This is a genomic window from Yersinia sp. 22-579 (assembly GCF_030433455.1).
GTDB lineage: Bacteria > Pseudomonadota > Gammaproteobacteria > Enterobacterales > Enterobacteriaceae > Yersinia > Yersinia enterocolitica.
The window spans coordinates 110,542-137,183 of record NZ_JAUJTZ010000013.1 but is presented as its reverse complement, the minus strand read 5'-3'; the positions used below and the strand labels follow the sequence as shown (position 1 = coordinate 137,183).

Here is a 26,642-nt window from a genome sequence, read left to right as displayed (position 1 = left end):
TACTTATGGCGGTATCACAACCCTTATCAACTGCCCCCGATGGGGCAGAATATCTGCGGGCGATATTGCGCGCACCGGTGTATGAGGTGGCGCAGGTCACCCCGTTACAAGTGATGGAAAAAATCTCCTCGCGCTTGGGTAACACCATTTTGGTTAAGCGCGAAGACCGGCAACCGGTGCACAGCTTTAAACTGCGCGGCGCTTACGCGATGTTGGCTGGCCTGACCGCAGAACAGAAAGCCTGTGGCGTGATAACGGCTTCGGCCGGTAATCATGCGCAGGGGGTGGCGCTTTCGGCTAGCAAGCTCGGTATCAAAGCGCTGATTGTCATGCCGGTCGCAACTGCTGATATCAAAGTGGATGCGGTGCGTGGTTTTGGCGGAGAGGTGCTGTTGTTTGGTGCTAATTTCGATGAAGCCAAAGGCAAGGCGATTGAATTGTCGCAGTTGCAGGGTTATACCTTTGTGCCGCCGTTTGACCATCCGGCCGTGATTGCCGGGCAAGGGACGCTGGCGATGGAACTGCTTCAGCAAGACGCACATCTTGACCGGGTGTTTGTTCCGGTCGGTGGTGGTGGGCTGGTGGCCGGTGTTGCCGTGCTTATCAAGCAATTGATGCCGCAGATTAAAGTGATTGGCGTTGAAGCAGAAGACTCAGCCTGTTTGCGTGCCGCGCTGGATGCAGGCAAGCCGGTCGATCTGGCTCGTGTCGGGCTGTTTGCTGAAGGTGTCGCGGTTAAGCGTATTGGTGATGAGCCATTCCGTCTGTGCCAGGAGTATCTGGACGAAGTGATTACCGTCGACAGTGATGCTATTTGTGCGGCAGTAAAAGATTTATTTGAAGATGTACGCGCTATTGCTGAGCCATCAGGTGCTTTGGCGCTGGCAGGGCTGAAAAAGTACGTACAGCAACATAATATTCAAGGCGAACGCCTGGCCCATGTGCTTTCGGGCGCTAACGTCAACTTCCACGGTTTGCGTTATGTATCAGAGCGCTGCGAGCTAGGTGAGCAACGCGAAGCCTTGCTGGCTGTGACCATCCCTGAGCAAAAAGGCAGTTTCCTGCGTTTTTGTGAGTTGCTGGGGGGGCGTTCCGTCACCGAGTTCAACTACCGATATGCTGATGCCAATAACGCCTGTATTTTCGTCGGCGTGCGACTGACGCGTGGTTATGCTGAGCGGACTGAAATCCTGGCTGAATTGCAGGATAAAGGTTATCAGGTGGTGGATTTATCTGATGATGAAATGGCCAAGCTGCATGTGCGTTATATGGTCGGTGGGCGTCCTTCCAAGCCACTGCGCGAGCGGCTGTTCAGTTTTGAATTCCCAGAATCACCGGGCGCATTACTGAAGTTTCTGCATACCTTAGGCACACACTGGAATATTTCTCTGTTCCACTATCGTAGTCACGGAACTGATTTTGGTCGGGTGCTGGCAGGGTTTGAGTTATCAGACTCTGAACCACAATTTGAACAGCATCTGACGGCGCTGGGCTACGATTGTCACGATGAAACCAATAACCCAGCGTTTAAGTTCTTCCTGGCGGGCTGAATCTTAGCCAGTAACTACTTATTCGTACTGATAAAAAACCCAGAGCCAATCATCTCTGGGTTTTTTTATTGGCATTTTACTGTCTTTTATCTTCTTATCTATCTTTGCTAATAAGTATTAGAAATAAAACTCGGTGTTATTGCAGCGTAATATAATTATTGGCATTAGTTAATGATGCCGTTATTAAGTTGTAGATCATTAAATAATTTAAATATCTTCTTAATCCTTTGTTAAAAAATAAGTTAAAGGAATTCATATATGAGCGAATCAATAACATCAATTAAATTATCAATATTTGATTATATTCCACCGGCTATACTGTATAGTCAAGGCTCTGAGCAAATATACACTAAGCTACAACGTTACATGAAGGATGGCTGGAAAGTAAAAGATGAGACTACATATATTGGGGGTGAAATAGTAAGGTCGGTTGTAACAAAAAAACAAGTTATCAATAATATTAAAACAGTCAGAATTGAAACATTTGATTCTGCTACTAATAAAATTAACAGAATTACTGAAGCATTTGACTTTAATAACAATGTGAAGAAAATTGTTGTGGAGCAATTTGACTATGATGCTGTTAATAAAAAACTCAGCCAGACCAATAGAATTGAGGCAACACAAGATATTGAACCTCAAAAAATGATAGAACATAAAAATATTAATGATAAATTAATACAGAAACACCAAGTTAACGAATCAAAAATATTTGAGCAAGGATCTAAATTAAACAGTTCCCCGCCAGATGCAAGCACACTTGCTCCTGCGGAAACCAGGGTGAAGAAGGAGTTATTAGACAGTAAGCCTATCAAGCACTATGAAATTATTGATGGCGAGCGTTTTTTAGTGACTAAAAATAGGCCTGTTGTTGATAACGGTACTCGGGTTCAAGAGGCACGAAGAGATAATAGTAGATTTATAGCTGACATTACCAGTAAATATCAGAATGGGAATATTATCTTGAAAACTGCAAGAGTACGAGAGGTTGACCCTGACACCCAAAAACATTCTGAGACTGGAAAATATGAAACTCAATATATCTACGACTCTAACAATAAGTTAGACCACACCTTTACTAGAAGTGAATTTTATGGCCCAGATAAAAAGCAAATTGGTCTTCGAGAGCAACGGGTTAAAAACGGGGAAATAATTTATGATGGTATATTGAGATATCACTCCGATGGGAGTAGTAGTCTTCTATTTCTTAATGGAGATGGTAACTATGAATATACTAATTGGGTTGCTGGTAAAGAGATCGGCCAACCATCATTGCGGCAGAGTTGGATTGTTCGCAAGACGGGGCTCCCAATACCACCGCTTAAATCTGATACCATCAACCAAAAAGTAACTCCGACTGCTGAGTATCCAGGCCAATTGGCAGATGCAATAAACAGTTTCCCTTCAAAAGAGATCAACCCTGCTCCTACGGATAAGATTATCAGTAGCCAAATACCCGAACGACTTAGGAACATTGTTCCCGATAGGAGATACCCTATTTAGTTCTTCATCGAACTACAATAACCCCCAGAATGCTTCAATTAACGGCTCACTGAGCCGTTTTTTCTGCACGCAAACTCCCAACTCGAATGGCTCGACCAGCGAAACATCATCCAACAGAGAAATACGGTTACGTACCGGTTCCGGGCTGTTATCTACCACTACCGATGGAATAAGTGCCACTCCACATCCCAGAGCCACCATTGACACAATCGCTTCATGGCCGGAAACCGTGGCATAAATCAATGGATTGGTAATGCGTTGGCGGCGGAACCACAAATCAATGCGTTTTCGCGACGGGCCGTGTTCCGGCAAAATAAACGGAATTGTGGCCCAATCCGGCTGATCAACCGATACCTGCGACCGCACGGCACAGGGCAGCGCCGGGGCAATTAACACCAACGGGATTTCACCAATTTGGGTAAAAGCCACGCTGGTGGGCAACACTTCAGGGCGACCGGCGATCCCCAGATCTGCTTCATTTGATTGCACTTTATCTACCGCATCGGCAGCATCACCAGTGGTGAGTTTAATTTCAACCAAAGGGTGGCGTGCACGAAAGCGGTCGAGAATTGGCGGCAAATGGCTGTAGGCGGCGGTCACCGAACAAAATAGCCGTAGCTCACCACTCAGAGATGGCCCGTGCTGGCCTAATGCATGGCGTAATTGTTGATATTGCAACAATGTTTGCTGAGCGAAGGCTTTCAACTGAGTGCCGGCATCCGTCAACTGTACTGTGCGATTATCGCGTAAAAACAGCGGTTGGCCGATGGTCTCTTCCAGACGCTGGATTTGGCGCGATAGGGTGGATGGGCTGACATGCATTGCTTTGGCGCTGCGGCCAAAATGGCGGCTTTCAGCTAAATGCAGAAATAATTTCAGGTCGCGTAAATCCATCACAGAGTGCCTCTGGGGTGAGAAGATGCAGTGTATTGTTCGAAAAATAGTCCACATTGCAGAATCTGCAATATCACATTGTTAATATATCAATTTCAGCAATGAGTTTCCTGTCATATAGTGAGTTCAAGACAATCCCCGACACAGACAGGGGATGTGAAAAAACAGTATCAGCACACAAACACCACATTCGTTTGCAGTCACTAAAAAAATAGCTGCACCCACAAAACAGAATTCGAACGGAGCAATAACATGGCTAACTATTTCAACACATTAAACCTGCGTCAGCAGTTGGCGCAATTAGGTAAGTGTCGCTTTATGGCACGAGATGAATTCGCCGATGAAGCAGGCTACCTGAAAGGTAAAAAAGTGGTGATTGTCGGCTGTGGCGCACAAGGCCTGAACCAGGGTTTGAACATGCGCGATTCCGGTCTGGATGTTGCTTACGCTCTGCGTAAAGAAGCCATTGCTGAAAAGCGTGCTTCATGGCGCAAAGCGACCGAAAATGGTTTCAAAGTAGGCACTTACGAAGAACTGATCCCACAGGCAGATTTGGTTGTTAACCTGACGCCAGACAAGCAACACTCCGCAGTGGTTCAGGCGGTTCAACCACTGATGAAAGATGGCGCGGCACTGGGTTATTCCCACGGTTTCAATATCGTAGAAGTGGGTGAACAAGTACGTAAAGACATCACCGTGGTGATGGTTGCGCCAAAATGCCCTGGTACAGAAGTCCGTGAAGAATACAAACGTGGTTTTGGTGTGCCGACATTGATCGCGGTTCACCCGGAAAATGACCCTAAAGGCGAAGGCATGGCGATTGCCAAGGCTTGGGCAGCGGCCACCGGCGGTCACCGTGCTGGTGTGTTGGAGTCCTCATTTGTTGCTGAAGTTAAATCAGACCTGATGGGCGAGCAAACTATCCTGTGCGGTATGTTGCAGGCCGGTTCACTGTTGTGCTTTGACAAACTGGTTTCTGAAGGCACTGACGCTGCTTATGCTGAAAAACTGGTTCAATTCGGTTGGGAAACTATCACCGAAGCGCTGAAACAAGGCGGGATTACGCTGATGATGGACCGTTTGTCCAATCCGGCTAAACTGCGTGCTTATGCACTGTCTGAGCAACTGAAAGAGATCATGGCCCCACTGTTCCAGAAACATATGGATGACATTATCTCTGGTGAATTCTCCAGCGGGATGATGGCTGATTGGGCCAATGACGATAAGAAATTGCTGAACTGGCGTGAAGAGACCGGCAAAACTGCATTTGAGAACGCGCCACAGTTTGAAGGCAAAATCTCTGAGCAAGAATATTTCGACCACGGCGTGTTGATGATTGCCATGGTGAAAGCCGGTGTTGAGTTGGCATTCGAAACTATGGTTGATTCTGGCATTATCGAAGAGTCGGCTTATTACGAATCTCTGCATGAATTGCCACTGATTGCCAACACCATCGCACGTAAACGTTTATATGAAATGAACGTAGTTATCTCTGATACCGCAGAATATGGTAACTATCTATTCGCCAATGCAGCTGTGCCATTGCTGAAAGGTAAGTTTATGGATTCTCTGCAAGCGGGCGATTTAGGTAAGAGTGTTGCCGGAACTGCAGTAGACAATGCCCAACTGCGCGATGTCAACGAAGCTATTCGTAATCATCCAATCGAAGCTGTAGGCCATAAGCTGCGTGGCTATATGACCGATATGAAACGTATCGCAGTTGCCGATTAATAACCGACTGTAGTGTGTTATTTGATATTAAGCCTCCCAGTAACGGGGGGCTTTTTTATTTCAGATTAACTGCATTTCGGTCAGGAGAATATTTCGTAAATTAATACTATCACGGCCCGATAAAACTCTTGTAAGGTGTTAATCGTGGTTAAACACCTCACCAACAATGTCTGCTTTTTGATTTTCTAAATCACAAAATTATTTCGTTGATAATAAAAAGGCCTCGCTAATTAGTGAGGCCTTTTTGTTTTATGAAATTACTCTGGCTGATGTTAATTACATCATAAGAAGGATTTTAAATATAAAAAGGAGAAAAGCGATGAGTGATATTCAAACTATTCTGGCCCGATGGGGTGTTTGGGCTAGAGAGCATTCCCATCTTGATTATCCGCATATTGCCAATGGATTTAAGAGCTTGGTGGCAGGAGGTAAGGTAGCAGCCTCCTGCTGTGATAATGACGGGTTAGCGCTTGATAATATTATTGGTAATTTACAACGAGCTTCAAGAGAAAAAGAGCTGGAGCTTATTGTGCGCCATTATGTTTATGGTCAGTCAAAGTCTTCAATTGCCCGGTTAAAAAAATATAACGAACGTGAAATTAGGCGTCAATTACAGATGGCTGAGAGTTTTATTGAAGGATGCATAACACAATCTGATATTTCACTGGAAATGTATAAAGAGTGATTGTGATAACAGATAAATATCTGGAGGTATAAGCAGTCAATATATTCGTCGAAAATACGTATTCATTATGGAAATTAAAAACAAATAAGGAAATAAGATATGGGAGAAGGACACAGTAATACCACCGGCCACGGTGCTCGTGGCCCAACAGGTGGGGTTAAAGGGGGGCCGGCAGGGCCAGGTGGACCAGGCTCTAACCGTGGTCAAGGATGGGGGACGTCACAAACGCCCTATGGTGCTATCCATCACTACAGCCCAAGCCAATTCGGCCATAGTAGTCAACGAGGTGGGGGGCGTGGTGGCGATCGTAGCAGTAAGGCAACTCCTGCGAATCTGGCGCAAAACCCGGAACTACAAACCTATATGGCTGTGGGAGGGATGCCAGCTGTTATCACCTTAATTGATGGGCATTGGGGGGTGACTTTAAGCCGTCTTCCAGCAGTGGCGGCGTTCATCGAAGGTCATTTAGCCAGAGTGGGATCGTGGGCCATGCGTACCAGCCCGGTCGGTGTAGCAGTTATGGGCATGATACCGTCAAAAATAGCGTCTGACCCGCCGATAGGGCAGTTCTTCACCACTTCGACACTTCCCGCCAACAGAGTTACGGATACACCGAAAGAAACATTAAAAACAGTGGCTGATACTGCGGTCAATATTCGGATCAGTGATGTGACGGAAGAGGGAGTGCAGAAAGCGGTGCTGATTAAAGCACCGATAGCCATACAACGAGTACCTGTCATTAAGGCCGTTACGACGACAAGGCCAGATGTCTTTACCGCGGCCATTCCGGGTATCACACCGATACATATCAGTGTAGTTGATACGATGCCTATTAATATCCCTGCGCCAACACAGCCAGCAGCAAGGCCCGCAGTGACGCCGATTGAGAATGCGGTTCCCCAAGAATTTAGCCTTCCTGTTGGCCGTCATAGTCGCGATGCCATTATCGTTTTCCCCGACAGCACGGGTATTGAACCGCTGTATCTCTCTGTAATCCGAATAACCAATGCTGATGAGCTGATGCAGGAAGCGCGTAATACCTATGAAAAAACGCGGCGTGAACGGGAAGCGGCTGAAAGGGCGATGACACATTCGTTTAGCTCTGCGCTAGATAAGTTAAAGCTGAAAAAAACACTGGCGGATAAGCAAGTTACAGAAACAGCCGCGCATATCATACTGCTTGAAAGCCATATTCCTTTATTGAAACAGGAAGAGGCTAATATATGGCAACAATATAACGCTTTTGGAGGGCGTGATAATAAATGGGCATTTAAATACCGTTATGAACGGCGTGACTTAAGGGCACTGGCTCTTGTGAAACAAGAGGAGGTTAATGCGATAAATTATCGGCTCGTAGAGCTAAGAGCCAAATATGAAACACTGTTAGTACTGCAACAATCTGTTAATGCTGAACTTGGAATAGCAAGAATCGCAGAACAGCAACGTATTGAAAATGAACGGTTGGCCGCAGAGGCAGCACAACTGGCAGCAGAGGTTGCAGAGCGACAACGTATAGAGAATCTACGACTGGCAGCCGAGGAGGTCGAAAGGCAACGTATTTTGAATGCAAGGTGGGCTGCAGAGTGGGCAGAACGGGAACGCATCAGGAACGAACGACGGGTAGCAGAGATTGCAGCCTGGCAGCAGCGAGTTACCCACCCACGACTGACGACAGATGCCGCAGAACAGTGGCGTATTAAGGACGAGCAATTAACTTTCGAAGAAGCAAAATGGCAATTTTATGAAAGTAAAAGATTAATTGCAGAAGAGGCGAAACTCCAGCAGCTTGAAGAACGGCGCATAACCACAGAATTAGAGTGGCAGGTGGTTAAAAGCGAAATATTTTCTGCAGACGAAGACACTCAACAACAAGCCCGGGCGGCCTTACATAGCTGGCAGGTATTTATTCGGCGCAATACATTCTCTTTACCTGTACTTCATCAGTGGCAGCTACCACAACACGGTTTTGCGGTGGGGGGAAAGGCCTCTGTTACTTTAACACCAGAAGTAGCCTCTGGATTGAAAGAGTCATACCTGAAGGCGCAGGAGCAACTTAGCCGCGTTGCCACCCAGCCGATAGCCGAGCCATGCGCGGTAATTTTTGCCACTGGGTTCCAACAGAAGAAGTCAGAAGATGCTGATCATTCAATGGGATGGGATAGCCCGCTGGCGTTAGCAGGCAGTGTTAACCTGAAACGTATGGGATATTCGTCCAGAACCCGTTTGCCGCGACAGGGAGAAATTGATCTGCCTGTGCGGATTTTGATGAGAGATCATGACGGCAGGCTGGATATTTATGCGGTAAAAACCGGCGTTGCCCATGTGTTTGCTAAAGTACAAATCGGAGCAGCGGAGTTCGATAAGTCAAAAGGCGCTTATACCTTTATCACTGACAGCACACCACCACGCACATTAGTTTTTACCCCGGCAAAGCCACCGGGGGCGGAAATCAGCCCAGTATTATCGCCACCCGATAGTGTTCCGATCAGCCCGCAGCATACGGGTGAGATAGACATCCGGCCCGTGGTCACACCGACCATTTCGCCGTTGCCGCAGTTGGAAGAGGGGGATTTTCACGATTACATCATCTGGTTCCCGGCAGAGTCGGGGCTGGAGCCGGTGTATGTTTATTTTAATAAACCAAGGAAAGGAGTGGTAGAGGCAGGGCATGATTATCACCCAGCACCTAAAATTGAGGATATTACAGGTTTTCTAAATTTGAATAAGAGTAAGCGAAAGACTCCTAAACAAGGTGGTTCTGGAAAAAGAGAACGCTGGATTGATCAGAAAGGCCGTAAAATATATGAGTGGGATTCGCAGCATGGTGAGTTGGAGGGTTATAGAGCTAGCGATGGCCAGCACTTAGGTGCTTTCAATTATAAAACAGGCGTCCAGCTAAAACCTGCGGACCCTAATCGTAATATCAAAAAATATTTATGAGGTGCATCATGGGGCTAAAACTGCATTTAGACTGGTTTGATAAAAAAACTGAGTTATGTAAGGGTGAAGAGTATTCGGCAGATCTTCAATCTGATGGCTCAGTTATTGAACAATTAGGTTTGCAGATTGAAAATAATATTAATAATGGAGGGTTTGATATTGAAGAATATTGGATACCTATACTTCAGAAGTATTTTTCTCATCAAATTAATACTTCAGAATATGACTATCAAATTTCATTTGATTATCGAGATGAATGGTAATCTCAGGCTAAAATAGTTTATTGCATTACCAGTAATAACATAAGCCGCCTTTCTGGTGGCTTATATCCATTCATTAATTAAATATTAATAACCTCGCTATTATCTCATTTGGTTTCCAGATGTGGGTTTTGTCGCGAGGTTTCTAGAGCATCTTGAAATACCTGGGAAATTTAAGCTCAGGAATCAAGATGCACTGAAAAATGGAGAAGTATAAATGGAAAATAAAAATCTATCTGATTATACAGAACAGGAATTCTTAAGCTTTTTGAAAGATATTTATTATGATGCATATCCATCCGAGGCTGAACATGATGAGGCTATTCTTAGATTTGAAGAGTTGACCGAGCATCCAGATGGTTCTGATTTGATTTATTACCCTAATGATGATCGGGAAGATAGCCCTGAGGGTATTTTAGCTGAGATAAAAAGATGGCGAGCCGAAAAAGGTAAGCCGGGGTTTAAGAAATAAATCATATCGCGAGTAATCATATAGACCGTCTCTCTGGGCGGTCTATATTGATAAGTTTTTTATTTCAGCTCGCGACTAAAAGGTTTACGGTTACCTAAATCATCAATTAAGACAAAGTTGACCGTTTTACTGTCTGCTGTTGGGACTCGATTGAGGGGAAAGTCGAGCTTGGAAAAAGGGGCGACCATATCGGGCAATCCTTCGGCCAGTCCCAATGTTAAAGAAGCGAGTGATGCATAATAAGGTGTTGGATTCTCAACCCTAACCGAGGCGGTATTACCGTTACGTTCTACGACAAAAGTTAATGCCTTGCTGACGGTACCCGCTGGTGCGGGCAAATTTTTCGGGCGATAAAAGACTTTGTATTGCATGCGTAAAGCCAGTGTAACGGAAGACTCATCATCAACTTTAGTTGTGGCTTTAGGCGGGATTTCGTAAACATTAAGCCAAAATGCAGATTCTCTATCCAGCGGCAATTTACTGGCACCAGATAAAATCAAACGCAAGCTGCGTTGAGCTTGTGGTTGTAATCGAAATAATGGTGGCAACACTAATACCGGGGAAATTGCTTTCTCCGGTGTTGCCATTAAATCGCCATCATCCACCCACACCTGCACTGCCACCGGGTAGTCATTACTATTGACCAGTTGCAGTGACTCTTCCGTACTGCCTTCACTGAAGATAATTCGCGTTTTTTCTGCCACGACACTTGCCATAGCCGGCACACTACAGGCCATGAGAAGTGATAACAGCCAGCCATTGAAACTGCGTTTGAAACGCATATTATTGGACACGAATAACCACTTGCGCATGTGCATTCACTGCTCCTGCCGTCACAGTTTGCCCGCTGATTTTGCTTAACTCAGCCCGAAAATTCTCAGTGTAACTATTACCGCCACTCACCGTGCCGGTTATTGTTTGCGCGCCCTGGAAGATGCCATACCAGCCACCGTTATTACCGGTTTGAGTCACATTTTTTGAGAGTAGGTACATCGGATTGTTATTACGGTAGATACGGATCCCCACGCCATTGGCCATTCCGGCGGCACCATAATTATCTGATACCAAATGGCTAATGCCGCCGCTACCATTCATTAAGCCCAAAGCCTGTGCTTTAGCGGCGTTTGCCGCTGGCACCAAAAAGCCCATCGCCACCGCACCGGCATTGACGCCGGAGGTAATACCGGTCTGGCACTGGAAATCCACACTAAATTCAGCCGAACTGCTCGCGCCATTATTCAATTCTGCCACAGAAATTCGGGGCAATATCACCGTTGGGGTAAAATTGGTGACCGCACAAATGGTAGTACGGCGGAAAGTCACATAATTGTACAACCCAATAGAGGCAGGCCAAGTGCCATACCAACCGGGCCAGTTTGATACTGAGTCCGTCCCTTCAACCGGGCCACTAATACCTGGCCCTTTAAAGGCAATATAGGCATTCGGTTGGGTATAGGCGTAAGCATAAGAGGCCACATTATAAGCACCTGCACGGGTATAATTAATGCGAAATAGTTCGGTATACAAATTACTGAAATTTTTTGCTTTGACCAGAATACGGCCAGTACTGTCGGTATCCAGCCCAGTTAGACGACGCCCTTTCCATAAGCGAGAGTAATACTCTCCAGTGGATAGATTTGTAAGGCGGATGACGACATTGGCGACAACAGTGGCAAAACCGGAGGGAACATTGCCGGCAATGAGACCATCTTCATTTTTGCCGCCATAGTCATTATCCCCGTTAGTTGCGTACATCTCGAAGAGCTGATCAACATCAGTAGCAGCACAGCGGAACAGGACTCGCTCTGGGTCATAACCGGTATTTAAGGCGAAAGTGGTGAAGTCGGAGGTGGCCGCTGCCAACAATGTGCCATCGGGTTGAAAGTTTGCATTGGTACTGAGATCAATAAGGCCCGGTAAACCGAGTGAACCGTTATTATAATCAAGTGAACCGGCCCAAGCGCTGGCGGTGCCATCACCAGCAGCCAACTGGCTTTGTGCTGTGATTTTGGTACAAGCTGACCATGCAGAAGTGCTAAATAGCCCGATAAGTAGCATTATTCCCACCACAATGCGTGGACGACGGAAATGAACAGGCATTGTTGGCCGTGAGACTTCGCAAGATATTAACTGCTCTGTTGGTCTTAACATTATTTTTCTCATAATGGTTAACGGCGGCAACTGCCTGTTAAATGGATAATATCTTGCTCACTATCCTGGCTAGCAAAATCATAAGGTAATTCACATTGCTCGTTGCTGTTTTCACCCCAGCGTACATAAAGTGAACCTTTATTCTCTTTTACTCGAGCATAGATCTGATTCCCCTGACCCACCATACCGACCAGTTCATCTTTATTGTTATAGACATCTGAACCCAGTGGTAATCCTTCACCGTCAGCAGTTTGGGTTTGAATTAATACCGCATAACCAGTCAAAGTTTCGAATTTCACTTTCACAGCCGCCCCGGCATAAGGAACAACCCGCCCCTGATTTTCTTTCAACTCGGTATTACGATTAATACCTTTGGTGTCTAAACCGACTGTATTGTAATTATAAGGTGTTAATGACGGCACCAGTGCAAAGCCATTCTTATCAATCCTGGCACCTTGTGCATTTCGTACTGTCGCGCCCTGAGCGCCATCGGCTTCAATTAAACCGAAAGTGTCGCCTAAATAAGGCCCCAGTGTGACACCTTTACTGTGTATTACAGCGGCTCCACGCGCACCAGCCCCATATTGGGTATAGTTATTACCACGAGAATAACTGCCATTGACGGTCGCATTAGGGAATTGATTTTGCACATTTGCGCCCCAACTATTCGAACTACCGCTGACATTACTGTCGTCATAACCCGCATTGACTGAATAATTAAAAGTTTTACGTTCTCCGGCGGTACCTGATAATGACGTCTGATAGTTGTTACCACTTTTCGGATTACGGTTGGCCGACATGGATAAATATTGATTCCCGCCGCCAATATTCAGTGGAATAGACACCGTTAACGAGGCGATATTTTCGGTATTACCGTAGCGCGTTGTTGTCATCGTTTCGTCCGTATCATCGACATCCCAACCAAACTGGGTTGAGGTATAAATTGTGCGCTGGCGGCTCAGTGCCACGTTATAGCTAATATCTTTATAACTATTAGAATAGTTTAGCTGTAACTGTGTATCTCTCTGTGTATCGTTATAATAATCACTGGTCGATGCTGAGGCTGAAAGTTGCCCATAGCCAGCCAGAGTTTGGTTTATTGTGGTGGTAAATTGGCTACGCTGTTTATACGTCGATGAATCCCAAGTTCCGCCATTCTTTTGCACTGAACGCACACCAAATACATCATTTAAATCACGATACCCTTTGGTTGAATAACGATATCCAGCCAGTGAGAATGAGGTGCCAGTTTCATTAAATGTTTGGCTATAGGTCGCCTGCATCCGCCAACCATCTTGAGTTTGATTATCTTCAACTTTGGCATGGGAATAGGTGGTATTAAGACCAAACGCACCGACCGACGTCCCTATTACTCCCCCCACAAGTAATGCCGTATAATCTTGCGCTAAACGAATACCACTGTTGGCCGTTAACTGATTGGTGAGACCACGCTCATAAGTAAAATCAGTGAAATAGCTGTCAATATTGGTGAAATCACGTGATTCCCCAACCACCGCATTATAACGGCTCACGCCTGGACGCATTGAATCGGGTACGGCACTGAAGGGCACAGTAAAAGTCGAGCGGCTACCATTAGCTTCTATAACTTCAACATTAAGATCGCCCTGGCTGGTGGTGCTGTATAAGTCGTTAATAACAAATGGGCCGGGGGCGACGTTAGTTTCATAAATTTCGCGCCCGTTCTGGCTAATAATCACTCGCGCGTTGCTGGTGGCAACACCACGTACTTCAGGCGCAAAGCCACGCATTGATTCTGGCCACATACGTTGGTCTGTCGCCATTTTTACACCGCGAAATGACATGGTGCCGAATAAGGTACTGTCGGTGAAGGTTTCACCCAGCGTTAATTCACTATCTAATTGTGAAATAGGGCGCTGCACATAAGTGCGGATATTATTCCATTGCGTATCGCTGTTATTATTGTTGCTGGAGTAACTCAGGTTTGATTGCTGGCGTAATTGCCATAACCCTAAGTTAAGACCACTTTTTAGGCCAACGAAGCCGTAATCAGAAGTGCTGTTTTGCTGAGTTTGTGTATCACTACGATAAAAGTTTGCACTGTAGTTAACGAAGGCGAGCTTTTCACCTTCTTCCCATTCGCTGCGCTCAATATAACCGCGAGGGCGTTGCTGCAATAATGCCTGGGGAATAGAAAGCTCCAGGCGCAGTTTGGCCTGATCAAAATGAAAAGATGCGCCTTTTACTCGCTCCGCCAACGGGATACATTTCTCGGTGGCTGAGGGAGTGGTCGCCGTAGATTCTGCAGGTATTGACTCTCCCTCAGCAGCATTAGGCTCTTTAGGCGTGGTATTACTTTTATTGGCCAGTTCAATGCCAGCTGCAGTTAAGAACTCATCACTCAGGCAGGGGAAAACCTCCGGTGAATCGGCATTCTTAATAAATTGAATTGTGGTGCGTTTATATAATTTGTTATTAATCAGGACATCTACAGCGTCAAAATTTCCCGGTGTAATAGAATCCTCTTTATTGAGTTGATTCAAGCCGGAGGCAAATTTTGTGCCTAAAAAGAGTGATTCGTCAAATTCCAGATTTTGTGGGTCTTCCTGGGCTAAAACAGTATCGACATGTAAAACTAAAGTTATGCACAAGGTTAATAATTTCTTGCTGCCAGAAAACTTCTTTTTTAGAACGACTTGTTTTAGTTCTACTTGCGCAAGCCCCATAAATATTCCTTAGCCGGAAAGTTACTACTGAATTTTATGACTATTTGTTTTTATAACTACCGGTATCTTGCCCGCCGAAATCATTAACTAACAGGAAATTAACAATAGCATTTGAAGGTACAGATGAATTTGGGATAACCCACTGAGCTTGAGACATTGGTGGGATCATCTCAGATTTCATTTTGAGTTTTTTACCTCCCCCAACGACTTCACCACTGGCAATGGTGGCATAGAACCCTGTTGGGTTTTTGCCTGTAACAACAACATCTTTACCTTGTTGGCGTACATTAAATGTCAGAGCGCTGGAGACTTGATCAACTCGGCCAGCAATATTTTCAGGCCGATAAAACACTTTAATCCGGTTACGCATCAACACTAACATTTTATTATTCTTTTCTGCTTTATTAACGGGGGGAACCTGTAAAAAATTAAGGTAGAACACAGATTCTCTATCCGTTGGCAAGCCACTACCGGTATATTTCAGCCGTAATGTTTGGCCCGCATTCGCTTCAATACGGAAGAACGGAGGGGTGACAATGAAGGGAGCTTTACCTGTCTCCGGTGTTGATTGCGCATCGCCACTATCTAACCAGACCTGGACAGCATTAGGAAAGTTATCGTTATTTGTTAATTGGATACTATGCTCTTTTTCACCTGCCGAATATATAATACGGCTGCCGCTCATCACTACACTGGCATTGGCAAAAGATATCCCCATAAGAATTAATAAAGTAATAAGCAGGAAACGGTAGCTATTTATATTAAGCATGATGGGGATATCCTCTGAAGGAAACTGGTTGAATAGTTAAGCCTCTGGTACTTGAAGTTGCAGGGGTTCGCTGTCTATTCGCCACCTACCCACAACTCCAATTACTTAGAGTATATCCTATCCTACGATACTGATATTACAGGTAGGAAACTGCATATTGTACAGAAGCGATCACAGAACCAGGGCCTGCTTGACCAGTTGCGAAATATTGAACCGCAAAATCATGCTCTGCTGATGTATCGCCAGCTTTCAATACGATGCCATCTTGCGCTACGCCACTATTCAGATTGATGCCGGTTGTTGTAACTGCATCTTTCAGTAATTGCAGCTCAACGTTTGTTGCCGTACCGCCATTCTTTAAGTTACCAGAAGTTGTTACCTGGTTACCCACGAAAACAGTTTTGATATCAATATCAGCAGCACCGGTTGCGCAACCTGATACACCCAGAGTAAAGGTTGTTTTACCAGCAGTTTTACCTGAAGCATTCAAATCGCCACTTGATACAGTTGGCAATAATACCATTGGGTTAGCGTCAAGGCCGTTGACGGTAACAGAACAAGTTTGAGCTGTGACTTCGCCTTGGAAAGTAATTGTATTATTGCTTGCTGCCATTGCTACAGTTGTAGATGCTGCGAATAACGCCATAGCCAAAGTAATCTTATTCATTTGAAACTCCAATATAGTAATTAGAAATAGGTGAAATGCTCGTTGCATTCAAATGCGAATGAGTATTCAACTTATTAAGTATGATGTGGGTTAATGACTATATGTACGAGTGTTATTCGATTTTACTCGCCAGCTATCCACATGTTCTTTCATTAAAGTAATTGGGTAGTCATTATTTCGGCTACGTCCGTTACTTGATGATGAGATAATATAGAAAGCAGGTTTAGTTGCACATAGGATAAACAAACCAATGTTTGTGGGAAAAATCCTACTAACTCTCCACTTTAAGTTAATTCTACATAAGTTATTGTATTTTAATATATTTTATTCTATATAAAAATATATTAATGAGATCTTTCTTGTTGTTTTTTATTGAAAAGTCAGATTATACCCCTGTTGAGATACATTTTAATCAGACTTGTTAATATAGTGTGATGTATTATTTGTAAAGTTAAGTGGGTATATTGTATAGATATAATTGATGGCAGGTTGAGTGCTGATAATATTTATGTTGTCCTTCCAACAGTAATTATTTTCAAGACAATTTATATTAATGATAAATAGAAAGACAGAAGAGGGTACTTGCGCCGCCGGCGAGGTGGCGCATGAAGAACTTAATTACGGTATAACACTTTAATAATGTGGTAACCGAATTGAGTTTTTACCGGACCATAAGGTTGCAGTAATTCGCAGCTGAATACGGCTTTATCGAATGCCGGAACCATATCCCCTTTATTGAACTCGCCCAGATCACCGCCATTACGTTTTGACGGGCAGTTAGAGAACTTTTTCGCTAACTCTTGGAAATTTGCGCCGTTATTCAACTGCGCCAGAATATCGTTTGCCTGCTTTTCATCATCAACCAGAATGTGCAGTGCAGAAGCTTTGTTTGCCATAGTAACAATTACCACCAATTTATTGGGTAGGGTTATTTGAACGAAGATTATCTTCAAGGGCGCCTTGAAGCGCGTCAGTGTAACGTATTTTAGTCGTGATGGGGCCACGCTGGTCAGCTTTTACAAATCAAAAGATGCCCGCTGGTTTTTTGTCATCAGCCGCTTTCTGCTACAATCCTGTTCCCCCGTCTACCTACTGAGCTTTCGAGTGTTATGCGATTAAATCCCAGCCAACAACAAGCCGTCGAATTTGTCACCGGACCCTGCCTGGTGTTGGCCGGTGCGGGATCGGGCAAAACCCGAGTCATCACCAATAAGATTGCGCATTTGATCCGCCAATGTGGCTATCAGCCAAAACATATTGCTGCGGTAACCTTTACCAATAAAGCCGCGCGTGAAATGAAAGAACGTGTGGCCCAGACGTTGGGGCGCAAAGAAGCACGGGGTTTGATGATCGCGACGTTCCATACTCTGGGGCTGGAAATCATCAAAAAAGAGTACAAAGCGCTAGGAATGAAATCCAATTTCTCCCTGTTTGATGCGCAAGACCAACTGGGTCTGTTGAAAGACTTGACTCATAAGTGGTTGGAAGACGATAAAACCTTACTGCAACAGTTGATATCCCAGATCTCAAACTGGAAAAATGATCTTCTCGATCCTGCCGCCGCCGCGGCGTTGGCTCGATCCGAACGCGATAAGTTGTTCGTCCATTGCTATGGCTTATATGACGCACATTTAAAAGCGTGCAATGTATTGGATTTCGATGATCTCATTTCATTGCCTACCTTATTGTTGCAAAACGATTTGGAAGTGCGCGAACGCTGGCAAAACCGGCTGCGTTACCTATTAGTGGATGAATACCAAGACACCAATACCAGTCAGTACCAAATGGTTAAATTGCTGGTGGGCAGCCGGGCGCGCTTTACTGTGGTGGGTGATGACGATCAATCCATCTATTCATGGCGTGGTGCGCGACCACAGAATTTAGTCTTGTTGAATGAAGATTTCCCACAGTTGCAAGTGATCAAGCTGGAACAAAACTACCGCTCCTCGGGCCGTATTTTGAAAGCGGCCAATATCTTGATTGCCAATAATCCGCATGTTTTTGAAAAAAAGCTCTTTTCTGAGTTGGAGTATGGCGATGAGCTAAAAGTGATTACCGCCAATAATGAAGATCATGAAGCCGAAAGGGTGGTCGGTGAGCTTATCGCCCACCATTTTGTGAAAAAAACGCAATACAGCGACTATGCCATTCTGTATCGCGGCAATCACCAGTCACGGCTGTTTGAAAAGCTGTTGATGCAAAACCGTATCCCTTATCGTATCTCCGGCGGGGATTCGTTTTTCTCACGTCCGGAGATCAAAGACTTACTGGCTTATTTGCGAGTATTGACCAATCAGGATGATGACAGCGCATTCTTACGTATCGTGAATACCCCAAAGCGCGAGATAGGTTCTGCGACGATTCAAAAATTGGGTGAATGGGCTAATGTGCGTAATAAAAGTCTGTTTCGTGCCAGTTTTGATTTAGGGCTGGGCGAGCATCTGAAGGGGCGCGGTCTGGAGTCATTACAGCGTTTCACTCATTGGATGGACGGCATTATTCGCTTAGTGGAACGTGAGCCGATCGCAGCAGTGCGGGATTTGATTCACGGCATCGATTATGAAAGCTGGCTGTTCGAAACCTCTCCTAGCCCGAAAGCGGCTGAAATGCGGATGAAGAACGTCAATTTATTATTCAGCTGGATGACCGAAATGTTGGAAGGGTCAGAGCTGAATGAGCCGATGACACTGACTCAGGTTGTCACACGTTTTACCCTGCGCGATATGATGGAGCGCGGGGAAAGTGATGAAGAGCTGGATCAGGTACAGCTGATGACACTGCATGCTTCAAAGGGGCTGGAATTCCCGTATGTGTTTTTGGTTGGTATGGAAGAAGGTTTGTTGCCACACCAAAGCAGTATTGATGAAGACAATGTAGATGAAGAGCGGCGGCTGGCCTATGTGGGCATCACTCGCGCTCAGCGTGAACTGTTTTTCACCTTATGCAAAGAGCGGCGGCAGTATGGTGAGCTGATTCGGCCAGAACCCAGCCGTTTCCTGATGGAGCTTCCGCAGGATGATTTGAAATGGGAAAATGAGCGCAAAGCCGTTAGCCCGGAAGAACGGATGCAAAAAGGCCAGAGTCACCTGGCCAATATTCGAGCGCAATTAGCGAATGCTAAAAAGCCACAGTGAGTACACAAAACTAATAGTGGGCAGGTGATAACAGAACCTGCCCATCTGTTATTGATTAAGGCGCGACAGGTTTACCATCAACCTTGACGTTTTTCACATCGCTGAAGTGCCATGGAGTATCGCCTCGCAATTCAGTGAAAGTGACTTTATTAAATTCACTGTCACGTAGGTCACTGATTGCTGTCGGCGTGACATTATTAAGTTGCACATTGTTCACGTGAACCAGACGGTGCCAGGCCTTGTTCGCTGTATCTCCTTTAATTTCAATAGACGCATTTTTGCCCGTGGTATTATCTACCGTCACATTTTTTAATGTGAAATCATAGAATTGGGCAGGGATCTTGGCTGGCGGGTAATCAATGTTGGCATTGCTATCAGCATAATCCAATGTCATCACCATCACTTGCTTCGCCAGATCACGCATTGCATTATTGCGGAAAGTGACATTACGAGCACCGCCGCCGATGGTGCTGGTGCTCTTAGCACGCAGACCGATATCAGTCAGGTACATCACATTATTTTCGGCCAGAATATCTTCAATCCATGCCCCTGTGTGGCTACCCGTGACTATCGCGCCGTGCCCCATCCGGAAATAGTTATTAAATAACCATGCACCTTTCATGGGTTCTTGTTCCTGGGCTTTTTCTCCTGTTCCTGCCGCAAAGTTGATGCAGTCATCGCCGGTATCAAAGAAGTTATTAAATACCATGACATTCTGGCTGTTACCGAACTCGATACCATCGCCGTTATTTGCATCATATGTTTGGTGAATCAATCCGTTGGCAACTACATTATGGTTTTCCAGATTCATAATGCCGTGGAAGGCAGGGTTACGTACCGTAAAGCCCGCCAGATACACATTTTCTACTCCGCGTAATGTCATTAGGCTGGAGCGGCGTTGGCCATAGGCATTTTTCAAATCCATACCATCGGAAACAGCCTTTTCAACCTGATTTTTAGCCAGAATGCCGTCTTCATGCACTTTACTATTCTTGCTCGCAACATATTGCGGCAGTGGTCGGCCTAATTCATCAGTAATTTCAGCAGTTTTTGCGCGCAGCCAACCATTGCCATCAATTACCCCGGAGCCGGTAATCCGAATATTGCGGAATGTGCCCGGCTTGCTGTTATTAGGATCGATGGCATTGATCAGCGATGCTGGGCGCTCAATGGTGGAATAAGGATACAAGCGGTAGCCCGCAGGGTAATCATCTGGATTTTCTGAACCCAATAATGTGGCACCGGCCTGTAGGTTAAGGGTCATGTCACTTTTCAGCCAAAGCGCACCGCTTTTGTAAGTGCCCGCCGGGATTTCGACACGGCAGCCGGGCTTACAGCTATCAATTGCTTGCTGTATGGCTTTGGTATTCAATGTTTTTCCGTCATCGATGGCACCAAAATCACGCACATTCACAATCTGCGGCTTGGCACTGGTTTTGGCTGTAATGGGCTTGCTGGCTACAGATAAAGAACCATCGGCGTATTGTGCTTTCACCGTAAATTGATAGCTGGTTTCGGGTTTTAGGCCCATCACCGTAAAGTTTTGCATCACAATTTTATGTTGGAAATTATCTTTATCATTGGTATAGAAATGATCGATATAAGGCTTGGCCGGTGAGAATTTATCATTATTATCGCTGGCCTTACCTAACAATTTCCCCGCAGAGAAAATCTGATAATCAACTATTTTTCGGGTATCTTCCGGCGCTTTCCATACCAGAACAATACTGCTCTCATCATAGGCGAGAGTGGGAACTTGTAGCTGCTGAGGAGCATCGAGACTACTTGATTTTGCTGCCATTGCCATCGGAGTACCCACCATCAGACTGGCCATGATCACCAGCATGCCTGTAGTTCGTGGGCGTTGAAGCTGTGCTTGCATTGTTATCCCTTTCCAATAAAGAAACAGTGTTTTATAAAAATACATACAATGTTTCTTTTTTAAACTGAGGGTGATCACAATCTGATAGTTTTATGGGGATTTACAGCAAGAATATAAGCGAGGGGAAGGCGACCGAGGCCGCCAACAACAGAGAACTTAGTTAAATTCTTCTAATAGCAGTGGCCACTGAACATAGCTCTGCCAATGACTTTCTTGCTCTAATGCCTCTGCGCGGTAAGGATGTTGCTGTAACCAGCCATGAGGCAATAGCACATAAAGTGTTTCACCATTGGCCCGCAGACGGACGGCTGGCAGAGTATCATCGCGGCGACGGCTGGAGAATATAATGGCCAGACGCAATAAACGGCATAGGTGCTGAGCCATATCTACTGGCAATGCATTCTGTTGATTCAACAGCGAGAGATCGAGAGTATCACTCTGATTTTGCAATAGAGCTGCAAGTAAGAGCTTTTGAGCGGGGGTAAAACCGGGTAGATCCAGATTGCGTATCAGGTAAGCGGCATGTTGCGGAGCACGTTTAAAATCGATGCTTAGGCCAATTTCGTGAATCAAACAGGCATTTTGCAATAACTCGCGACATCGGCTGTCGAGACGCCACTCTGTTTCTACCTGAAGCAAAAAGTTATCGGCCAATTTACTGACGCGCTTGGCTTGCTCAGTATCCAGCAAGTAGCGGCGCTGTATATTTCGTACCGTTCGGCTACGAATATCCTGTTCAACCGGCAAATGAAGCATGCCATAGACCAGCCCTTCACGTAGCGCACCGCCTGCCAGCGTCATACTTTCAATCGCCAGCTCCTGGAATATGGCAATCAGGATAGACAGGCCGCTAGGGAAGACCAGTGCTCGTTCCAGTGTTAAACCGGGGATTTCCAGTTCTTCCAACTTGCCGCATTGAATTGCTCGTTGTTTGAGCTGCTGCAATTTTGCCAGCGTGATCAGTTCGTCCATGCCCTGAGCAACCATAATCTCTTGCAGCGCCTGAACTGTACCCGAGGCACCGACACAGATTTGCCAGCCATGTTCACGAAAACGTTGCGCGACAGGCTTAAGCATTTCACGGGCAGCCGACTCCGCGCGATCAAAATTGTCTTTTGCCAGATTGCGGTCACTAAAGTAACGCTCCAGCCAGGTGACACAACCCATTGATAAACTAACCAGAATATTTGCCTGAGCGCCATTGCCAGTCACCAGCTCTGTGCTGCCACCACCAATGTCGACGACTAAACGCTGCTCTGGCCCACCGGTAGTATGTGCAACGCCGTGATAAATCAGACGTGCTTCTTCTTCACCACTGATGACCTGAATCGGGCAACCGAGGATTTCGGTCGCAGTTTGCAGGAATTCTTCGGCATTTGAAGCCAGACGCAGGGTTGCAGTTGCCACCACGCGGATCTGATCCAACGGAATGTCCTGCAAACGCTCAGAAAAAAGCTTTAGACATTGCCAACCGCGTTCCATCGCTTCTTGCGATAGGTGGTTTTGGGTATCCAGACCCGCAGCCAGGCGGACTTTCCGCTTGATCCGGGCCAGCGTTTGGATACTGCCAGCCACCTCACGTACTACCAACATATGAAAACTGTTGGAGCCAAGATCGATGGCAGCATAAAGTGAGGTGGAACTTAGCATCATTTATCAGCTCGGTCGCTTACGGTTATTCCGTGGTGCACCACTGCGACGTGGGGCAGAGTTACGACGTGGGCCATTCCCGGTGCGGGTACGGGCCAGACGTTTTGGCGCCGGCAAATCAGTTAATAACGCATCGCTATTATATTTACTCACCGGAATGCTATGACCGGTATAGGTCTCGATAGCCGGTAAGTTTAATGCGTATTCTTCACAGGCCAGGCTGATGGAATGACCACTTTCGCCAGCACGACCGGTACGGCCAATGCGGTGAACATAGTCTTCACAATCATCAGGCAGGTCATAGTTAAAGACGTGGGTTACCAGCGGAATATGCAAACCACGAGCCGCAACATCAGTTGCAACCAGGATATCCAAATCACCTTTGGTGAAATCTTCTAAAATCCGCAGGCGTTTTTTCTGTGCGACATCACCGGTCAATAGACCGACACGATGACCATCGGCAGCCAGGTGGCCCCAGATTTCTTCACAACGATGTTTGGTATTGGCAAAAATAATGCAGCGATCTGGCCACTCTTCTTCAATCAACGTCTGAAGCAGACGCATTTTTTCTTCATTTGAAGGATAGAACAGCTCTTCCTGAATGCGGTGGCCGGTTTTTTGTAACGGTTCCACTTCAACATATTCGGCGTTATTCATTTGTTCGAAGGCCAATTCACGTACGCGGTACGAAAGTGTGGCAGAGAACAGCATGTTTAAACGCTTATCAACGGAAGGCATACGGCGGAACAGCCAGCGGATATCTTTAATAAAGCCTAAATCGTACATCCGATCAGCTTCATCCAATACCACAACCTGAATCGCACCGAGATTAATATAATTTTGTTTTGCGTAATCGATTAAACGGCCAGTAGTCCCGATAAGAATATCTACGCCACTTTCCAGCACTTTAAGCTGTTTGTCGTAGCCGTCACCACCATAAGCCAAACCTAATTTCAGGCCGGTTACTTGGGAAAGTGACTCTGCATCGGAGTGAATTTGCACAGCTAATTCACGCGTTGGTGCCATAATCAATGCGCGCGGTTGATTAGTCTGACGACCCTCTTCTGCGGGGTGAGAAAGCAAATAATGGAAAGTAGACGCTAAGAATGCCAGCGTCTTGCCGGTTCCTGTTTGCGCCTGACCCGCTACATCACGCCCAGAGAGGGTGAGTGGCAATGCTAACGCCTGGATCGGCGTACAATACTGAAACCCTTTGTTTTCAAGGGCTTCAATAACTAGCGGGTGCAGGGCGAAGTCGGAAAACTTCTGTTCGGTCAAGTGTGTTTTGCTCATAGTGTGGTAGAATATCAGCTAACTATTGCTTTACGAAAGCGTATCCGGTGAAATAAAGTCATCCTATTGTTGGTTAATGCTACACCAACGAGGTAGACACAATCCTTTGGAGTAGAACATGAGCGATAAAATTATTCACCTGAGTGACGACAGCTTCGACACTGACGTGCTGAAAGCCAGCGGCCTGGTTCTGGTCGATTTCTGGGCTGAATGGTGTGGTCCGTGCAAGATGATTGCTCCGATTTTGGATGAAATTGCTGAAGAGTATGAAGGCAGACTTACCATCACTAAATTGAATATTGATGACAACCAGGGCACGGCACCCAAATACGGTATCCGTGGCATCCCTACGCTGTTGTTATTCCGTGATGGTGAAGTTGTGGCAACCAAGGTTGGTGCCTTGTCTAAAGGTCAGCTTAAAGAATTTTTGGATGCGAATCTGTAAGCGGCGTTAGCCGTCAATACCCTTTGAAGATGATGGGTTAAGCTGGGTGTTTAGCGGCAGTTGTGATTTCTCACACTGACCGCTAGACGCCTGCAAAGAAGCGTGTTAAGTTTACTTCACTGCATATAGAACATTCCTGTGTATTGAGACCGGGTTTGTAGCATCTAGCTTAATTCTTTAGTACCTAATAAATAGTCTGTAGCATCTAAATAGTTTGAATCTAAAGCTTTACTCTATGTCGAAATAATTTGTGTTGAGAATATGTATGAACTCAATCGGTTTTTGACAGTCTAGTGTTTTACTAAATCAGTCTAAGGCACCTTCAATCTTTACACCGTTGTGTCGCGCAACCTCGCGTAAGTCATTACTTGCGTAGTTTGGCCAAGGCCGGTGATTGAATGTCCCATTAAACAGGCACGGATGACGCTGCCATACCATTCACGACCATAGTTCGAGACATACCCCGAGTTTAAGAACCCACCATTATGAATCTTACCGAATTAAAGAACACGCCGGTTTCTGATCTGATAACACTTGGCGAAAATATGGGGCTGGAAAACCTGGCCCGGATGCGTAAACAAGATATTATTTTCTCTATCCTTAAGCAGCACGCGAAAAGTGGAGAAGATATCTTCGGTGACGGTGTGTTGGAGATATTGCAGGATGGATTTGGTTTCCTCCGTTCTGCAGACAGCTCCTACCTCGCCGGTCCTGACGACATCTACGTATCCCCAAGCCAAATTCGCCGTTTCAACCTCCGTACTGGTGATACCGTTGCCGGTAAGATTCGTCCACCTAAAGAAGGTGAGCGTTACTTTGCCTTGTTGAAAGTTAACGAAGTTAACTATGACAAACCGGAAAATGCCCGTAACAAAATCCTCTTCGAAAACTTAACCCCATTACATGCCAACTCTCGTTTGCGCATGGAACGTGGTAACGGTTCGACTGAAGATTTAACTGCTCGCGTCCTTGATTTGGCATCGCCAATCGGTCGTGGTCAGCGTGGGCTGATTGTTGCTCCGCCAAAAGCGGGTAAAACCATGCTGTTGCAGAATATTGCGACCAGCATTGCTTACAATCACCCTGATTGCGTATTGATGGTACTGCTGATTGACGAGCGCCCGGAAGAAGTGACCGAGATGCAACGTCTGGTTAAAGGTGAAGTTATTGCTTCCACCTTCGACGAGCCAGCATCTCGCCACGTTCAAGTTGCTGAAATGGTTATCGAGAAAGCGAAACGTCTGGTTGAGCATAAAAAAGACGTTATCATCTTACTGGATTCCATTACCCGTTTGGCCCGCGCATACAACACCGTGGTACCTGCTTCAGGTAAAGTGCTGACCGGTGGTGTGGATGCTAACGCCTTGCATCGTCCAAAACGCTTCTTTGGTGCCGCACGTAATGTTGAAGAGGGCGGTAGCCTGACTATCATTGCCACCGCGTTGGTTGATACCGGTTCTAAAATGGATGAAGTTATCTATGAAGAATTTAAAGGTACCGGCAACATGGAACTGCACTTGTCGCGCAAAATTGCAGAGAAGCGTGTGTTCCCAGCCATTGATTTCAACCGCTCTGGTACACGTAAAGAAGAGCTGCTGACAACCACAGAAGAGTTGCAAAAAATGTGGATCTTACGTCGTATCCTTCACCCAATGGGTGAAATCGATGCAATGGAGTTCCTCATCAGCAAATTGGCAACAGCGAAAACCAACGATCAGTTCTTCGATAACATGAGACGTTCGTAGTTTTAGCAAGATCAATCAAAACGCCACGCTCAGTCGTGGCGTTTTTTGCTTTTGGAATATACGATAGTCGGGTTTGTTATCCATTAAGTTGATATAAATCTCTAACCTATGCTTTTTTGGGTATATATTCTCATTACCAATAAGAAAATAGCGAAAATAGAGTTGG

Annotated in this window: 20 protein-coding genes; 10 read left to right on the top strand and 10 right to left on the bottom strand. The window is 45.7% G+C overall.

Translation table 11 applies throughout. The features are described from left to right. Nucleotides 1-5: 5 nt before the first annotated feature. The gene (gene ilvA / locus QSV56_RS16375; RefSeq protein WP_057621567.1) at nt 6-1,550 is read left to right on the top strand and encodes a threonine ammonia-lyase, biosynthetic; all 1,545 of its coding nucleotides are present in this window, start codon (nt 6-8) and stop codon (nt 1,548-1,550) included. 258 nt (nt 1,551-1,808) lie between these two features. Continuing rightward, the gene (locus QSV56_RS16370) at nt 1,809-3,053 is read left to right on the top strand and encodes a hypothetical protein (RefSeq protein WP_301212980.1); all 1,245 of its coding nucleotides are present in this window, start codon (nt 1,809-1,811) and stop codon (nt 3,051-3,053) included. A gap of 12 nt (nt 3,054-3,065) precedes the next feature. On the opposite strand, the gene ilvY is transcribed toward QSV56_RS16370, so the two are convergent. Further along, the gene (gene ilvY / locus QSV56_RS16365) at nt 3,066-3,947 is read right to left on the bottom strand and encodes an HTH-type transcriptional activator IlvY (RefSeq protein WP_019080226.1); all 882 of its coding nucleotides are present in this window, start codon (nt 3,945-3,947) and stop codon (nt 3,066-3,068) included. A gap of 252 nt (nt 3,948-4,199) precedes the next feature. On the opposite strand from ilvY, the gene ilvC reads away from it, so the two are divergent. From ilvC to QSV56_RS16340, 5 genes are all read left to right on the top strand, one after another. Further along, nucleotides 4,200-5,678, top strand: a complete 1,479-nt coding sequence (gene ilvC / locus QSV56_RS16360; RefSeq protein WP_046049998.1) for a ketol-acid reductoisomerase — start codon at nt 4,200-4,202, stop codon at nt 5,676-5,678. A gap of 319 nt (nt 5,679-5,997) precedes the next feature. Further along, nucleotides 5,998-6,363, top strand: a complete 366-nt coding sequence (locus tag QSV56_RS16355) for an antiterminator Q family protein (RefSeq protein ID WP_050163235.1) — start codon at nt 5,998-6,000, stop codon at nt 6,361-6,363. Nucleotides 6,364-6,462: 99 nt separating this feature from the next. After that, entirely contained in the window at nt 6,463-9,303 is a 2,841-nt protein-coding gene (locus QSV56_RS16350; RefSeq protein ID WP_258018823.1) for an S-type pyocin domain-containing protein, read from the top strand. Between the two features lie 8 nt (nt 9,304-9,311). Beyond that, nucleotides 9,312-9,566: a colicin E3-like toxin immunity protein gene (locus QSV56_RS16345; RefSeq protein ID WP_005176239.1), complete on the top strand. Its 255-nt coding sequence runs from the start codon at nt 9,312-9,314 to the stop codon at nt 9,564-9,566. Between the two features lie 214 nt (nt 9,567-9,780). Beyond that, on the top strand, nt 9,781-10,035 hold the full coding sequence (locus QSV56_RS16340) for a bacteriocin immunity protein (RefSeq protein ID WP_046050000.1): 255 nt from the start codon (nt 9,781-9,783) through the stop codon (nt 10,033-10,035). Nucleotides 10,036-10,094: 59 nt separating this feature from the next. On the opposite strand, the gene QSV56_RS16335 is transcribed toward QSV56_RS16340, so the two are convergent. From QSV56_RS16335 to ppiC, 6 genes are all read right to left on the bottom strand, one after another. Further along, nucleotides 10,095-10,853: a molecular chaperone gene (locus QSV56_RS16335; protein WP_301212979.1), complete on the bottom strand. Its 759-nt coding sequence runs from the start codon at nt 10,851-10,853 to the stop codon at nt 10,095-10,097. Beyond that, complete coding sequence (stbD, locus tag QSV56_RS16330) at nt 10,819-12,135, bottom strand: fimbrial usher protein StbD (RefSeq protein ID WP_172666738.1); 1,317 nt, start codon at nt 12,133-12,135, stop codon at nt 10,819-10,821. The genes QSV56_RS16335 and stbD overlap by 35 nt, the downstream gene beginning before the upstream one ends. 68 nt (nt 12,136-12,203) lie before the next feature. Further along, nucleotides 12,204-14,891, bottom strand: coding sequence for a fimbria/pilus outer membrane usher protein (locus QSV56_RS16325; RefSeq protein WP_050164606.1), 2,688 nt, complete (start codon nt 14,889-14,891; stop codon nt 12,204-12,206). 40 nt (nt 14,892-14,931) lie between these two features. Then, entirely contained in the window at nt 14,932-15,660 is a 729-nt protein-coding gene (locus QSV56_RS16320; RefSeq protein ID WP_046695579.1) for a molecular chaperone, read from the bottom strand. Nucleotides 15,661-15,796: 136 nt separating this feature from the next. Beyond that, a complete protein-coding gene (locus QSV56_RS16315; protein ID WP_019080216.1) occupies nt 15,797-16,327 on the bottom strand; it encodes a fimbrial protein in 531 nt (176 codons plus the stop codon). 614 nt (nt 16,328-16,941) lie between these two features. Further along, nucleotides 16,942-17,223: a peptidylprolyl isomerase PpiC gene (ppiC, locus tag QSV56_RS16310; RefSeq protein WP_004704164.1), complete on the bottom strand. Its 282-nt coding sequence runs from the start codon at nt 17,221-17,223 to the stop codon at nt 16,942-16,944. Between the two features lie 213 nt (nt 17,224-17,436). Between ppiC and rep the strand changes: the two genes are divergently transcribed. Continuing rightward, complete coding sequence (gene rep / locus QSV56_RS16305; protein WP_019080215.1) at nt 17,437-19,461, top strand: DNA helicase Rep; 2,025 nt, start codon at nt 17,437-17,439, stop codon at nt 19,459-19,461. 55 nt (nt 19,462-19,516) lie between these two features. On the opposite strand, the gene QSV56_RS16300 is transcribed toward rep, so the two are convergent. The 3 genes from QSV56_RS16300 to rhlB all read right to left on the bottom strand — a co-directional run bounded on the left by QSV56_RS16300 (nt 19,517) and on the right by rhlB (nt 24,286). Continuing rightward, entirely contained in the window at nt 19,517-21,343 is a 1,827-nt protein-coding gene (locus QSV56_RS16300) for a glycosyl hydrolase family 28 protein (protein WP_046051949.1), read from the bottom strand. A gap of 156 nt (nt 21,344-21,499) precedes the next feature. Next, nucleotides 21,500-22,993, bottom strand: coding sequence for an exopolyphosphatase (gene ppx, locus QSV56_RS16295; protein ID WP_046051950.1), 1,494 nt, complete (start codon nt 22,991-22,993; stop codon nt 21,500-21,502). Between the two features lie 6 nt (nt 22,994-22,999). Beyond that, entirely contained in the window at nt 23,000-24,286 is a 1,287-nt protein-coding gene (rhlB, locus tag QSV56_RS16290) for an ATP-dependent RNA helicase RhlB (RefSeq protein ID WP_005162628.1), read from the bottom strand. 118 nt (nt 24,287-24,404) lie between these two features. On the opposite strand from rhlB, the gene trxA reads away from it, so the two are divergent. Continuing rightward, a complete protein-coding gene (gene trxA, locus QSV56_RS16285) occupies nt 24,405-24,731 on the top strand; it encodes a thioredoxin TrxA (RefSeq protein ID WP_005162627.1) in 327 nt (108 codons plus the stop codon). Nucleotides 24,732-25,216: 485 nt separating this feature from the next. After that, nucleotides 25,217-26,476: a transcription termination factor Rho gene (rho, locus tag QSV56_RS16280; protein ID WP_004704159.1), complete on the top strand. Its 1,260-nt coding sequence runs from the start codon at nt 25,217-25,219 to the stop codon at nt 26,474-26,476. Nucleotides 26,477-26,642 lie beyond the last annotated feature (166 nt).

Excerpts from the sequence above, each read along its gene's own strand:
- ilvA (WP_057621567.1), top strand. The coding sequence starts at position 6 with ATGGCGGTATCACAACCCTTATCAACTGCCCCCGATGGGGCAGAATAT.
- QSV56_RS16370 (WP_301212980.1), top strand. The coding sequence starts at position 1,809 with ATGAGCGAATCAATAACATCAATTAAATTATCAATATTTGATTATATT.
- ilvY (WP_019080226.1), bottom strand. The coding sequence starts at position 3,947 with ATGGATTTACGCGACCTGAAATTATTTCTGCATTTAGCTGAAAGCCGC.
- ilvC (WP_046049998.1), top strand. The coding sequence starts at position 4,200 with ATGGCTAACTATTTCAACACATTAAACCTGCGTCAGCAGTTGGCGCAA.
- QSV56_RS16355 (WP_050163235.1), top strand. The coding sequence starts at position 5,998 with ATGAGTGATATTCAAACTATTCTGGCCCGATGGGGTGTTTGGGCTAGA.
- QSV56_RS16350 (WP_258018823.1), top strand. The coding sequence starts at position 6,463 with ATGGGAGAAGGACACAGTAATACCACCGGCCACGGTGCTCGTGGCCCA.
- QSV56_RS16345 (WP_005176239.1), top strand. The coding sequence starts at position 9,312 with ATGGGGCTAAAACTGCATTTAGACTGGTTTGATAAAAAAACTGAGTTA.
- QSV56_RS16340 (WP_046050000.1), top strand. The coding sequence starts at position 9,781 with ATGGAAAATAAAAATCTATCTGATTATACAGAACAGGAATTCTTAAGC.
- QSV56_RS16335 (WP_301212979.1), bottom strand. The coding sequence starts at position 10,853 with ATGCACATGCGCAAGTGGTTATTCGTGTCCAATAATATGCGTTTCAAA.
- stbD (WP_172666738.1), bottom strand. The coding sequence starts at position 12,135 with ATGCCTGTTCATTTCCGTCGTCCACGCATTGTGGTGGGAATAATGCTA.
- QSV56_RS16325 (WP_050164606.1), bottom strand. The coding sequence starts at position 14,891 with ATGGGGCTTGCGCAAGTAGAACTAAAACAAGTCGTTCTAAAAAAGAAG.
- QSV56_RS16320 (WP_046695579.1), bottom strand. The coding sequence starts at position 15,660 with ATGCTTAATATAAATAGCTACCGTTTCCTGCTTATTACTTTATTAATT.
- QSV56_RS16315 (WP_019080216.1), bottom strand. The coding sequence starts at position 16,327 with ATGAATAAGATTACTTTGGCTATGGCGTTATTCGCAGCATCTACAACT.
- ppiC (WP_004704164.1), bottom strand. The coding sequence starts at position 17,223 with ATGGCAAACAAAGCTTCTGCACTGCACATTCTGGTTGATGATGAAAAG.
- rep (WP_019080215.1), top strand. The coding sequence starts at position 17,437 with ATGCGATTAAATCCCAGCCAACAACAAGCCGTCGAATTTGTCACCGGA.
- QSV56_RS16300 (WP_046051949.1), bottom strand. The coding sequence starts at position 21,343 with ATGCAAGCACAGCTTCAACGCCCACGAACTACAGGCATGCTGGTGATC.
- ppx (WP_046051950.1), bottom strand. The coding sequence starts at position 22,993 with ATGCTAAGTTCCACCTCACTTTATGCTGCCATCGATCTTGGCTCCAAC.
- rhlB (WP_005162628.1), bottom strand. The coding sequence starts at position 24,286 with ATGAGCAAAACACACTTGACCGAACAGAAGTTTTCCGACTTCGCCCTG.
- trxA (WP_005162627.1), top strand. The coding sequence starts at position 24,405 with ATGAGCGATAAAATTATTCACCTGAGTGACGACAGCTTCGACACTGAC.
- rho (WP_004704159.1), top strand. The coding sequence starts at position 25,217 with ATGAATCTTACCGAATTAAAGAACACGCCGGTTTCTGATCTGATAACA.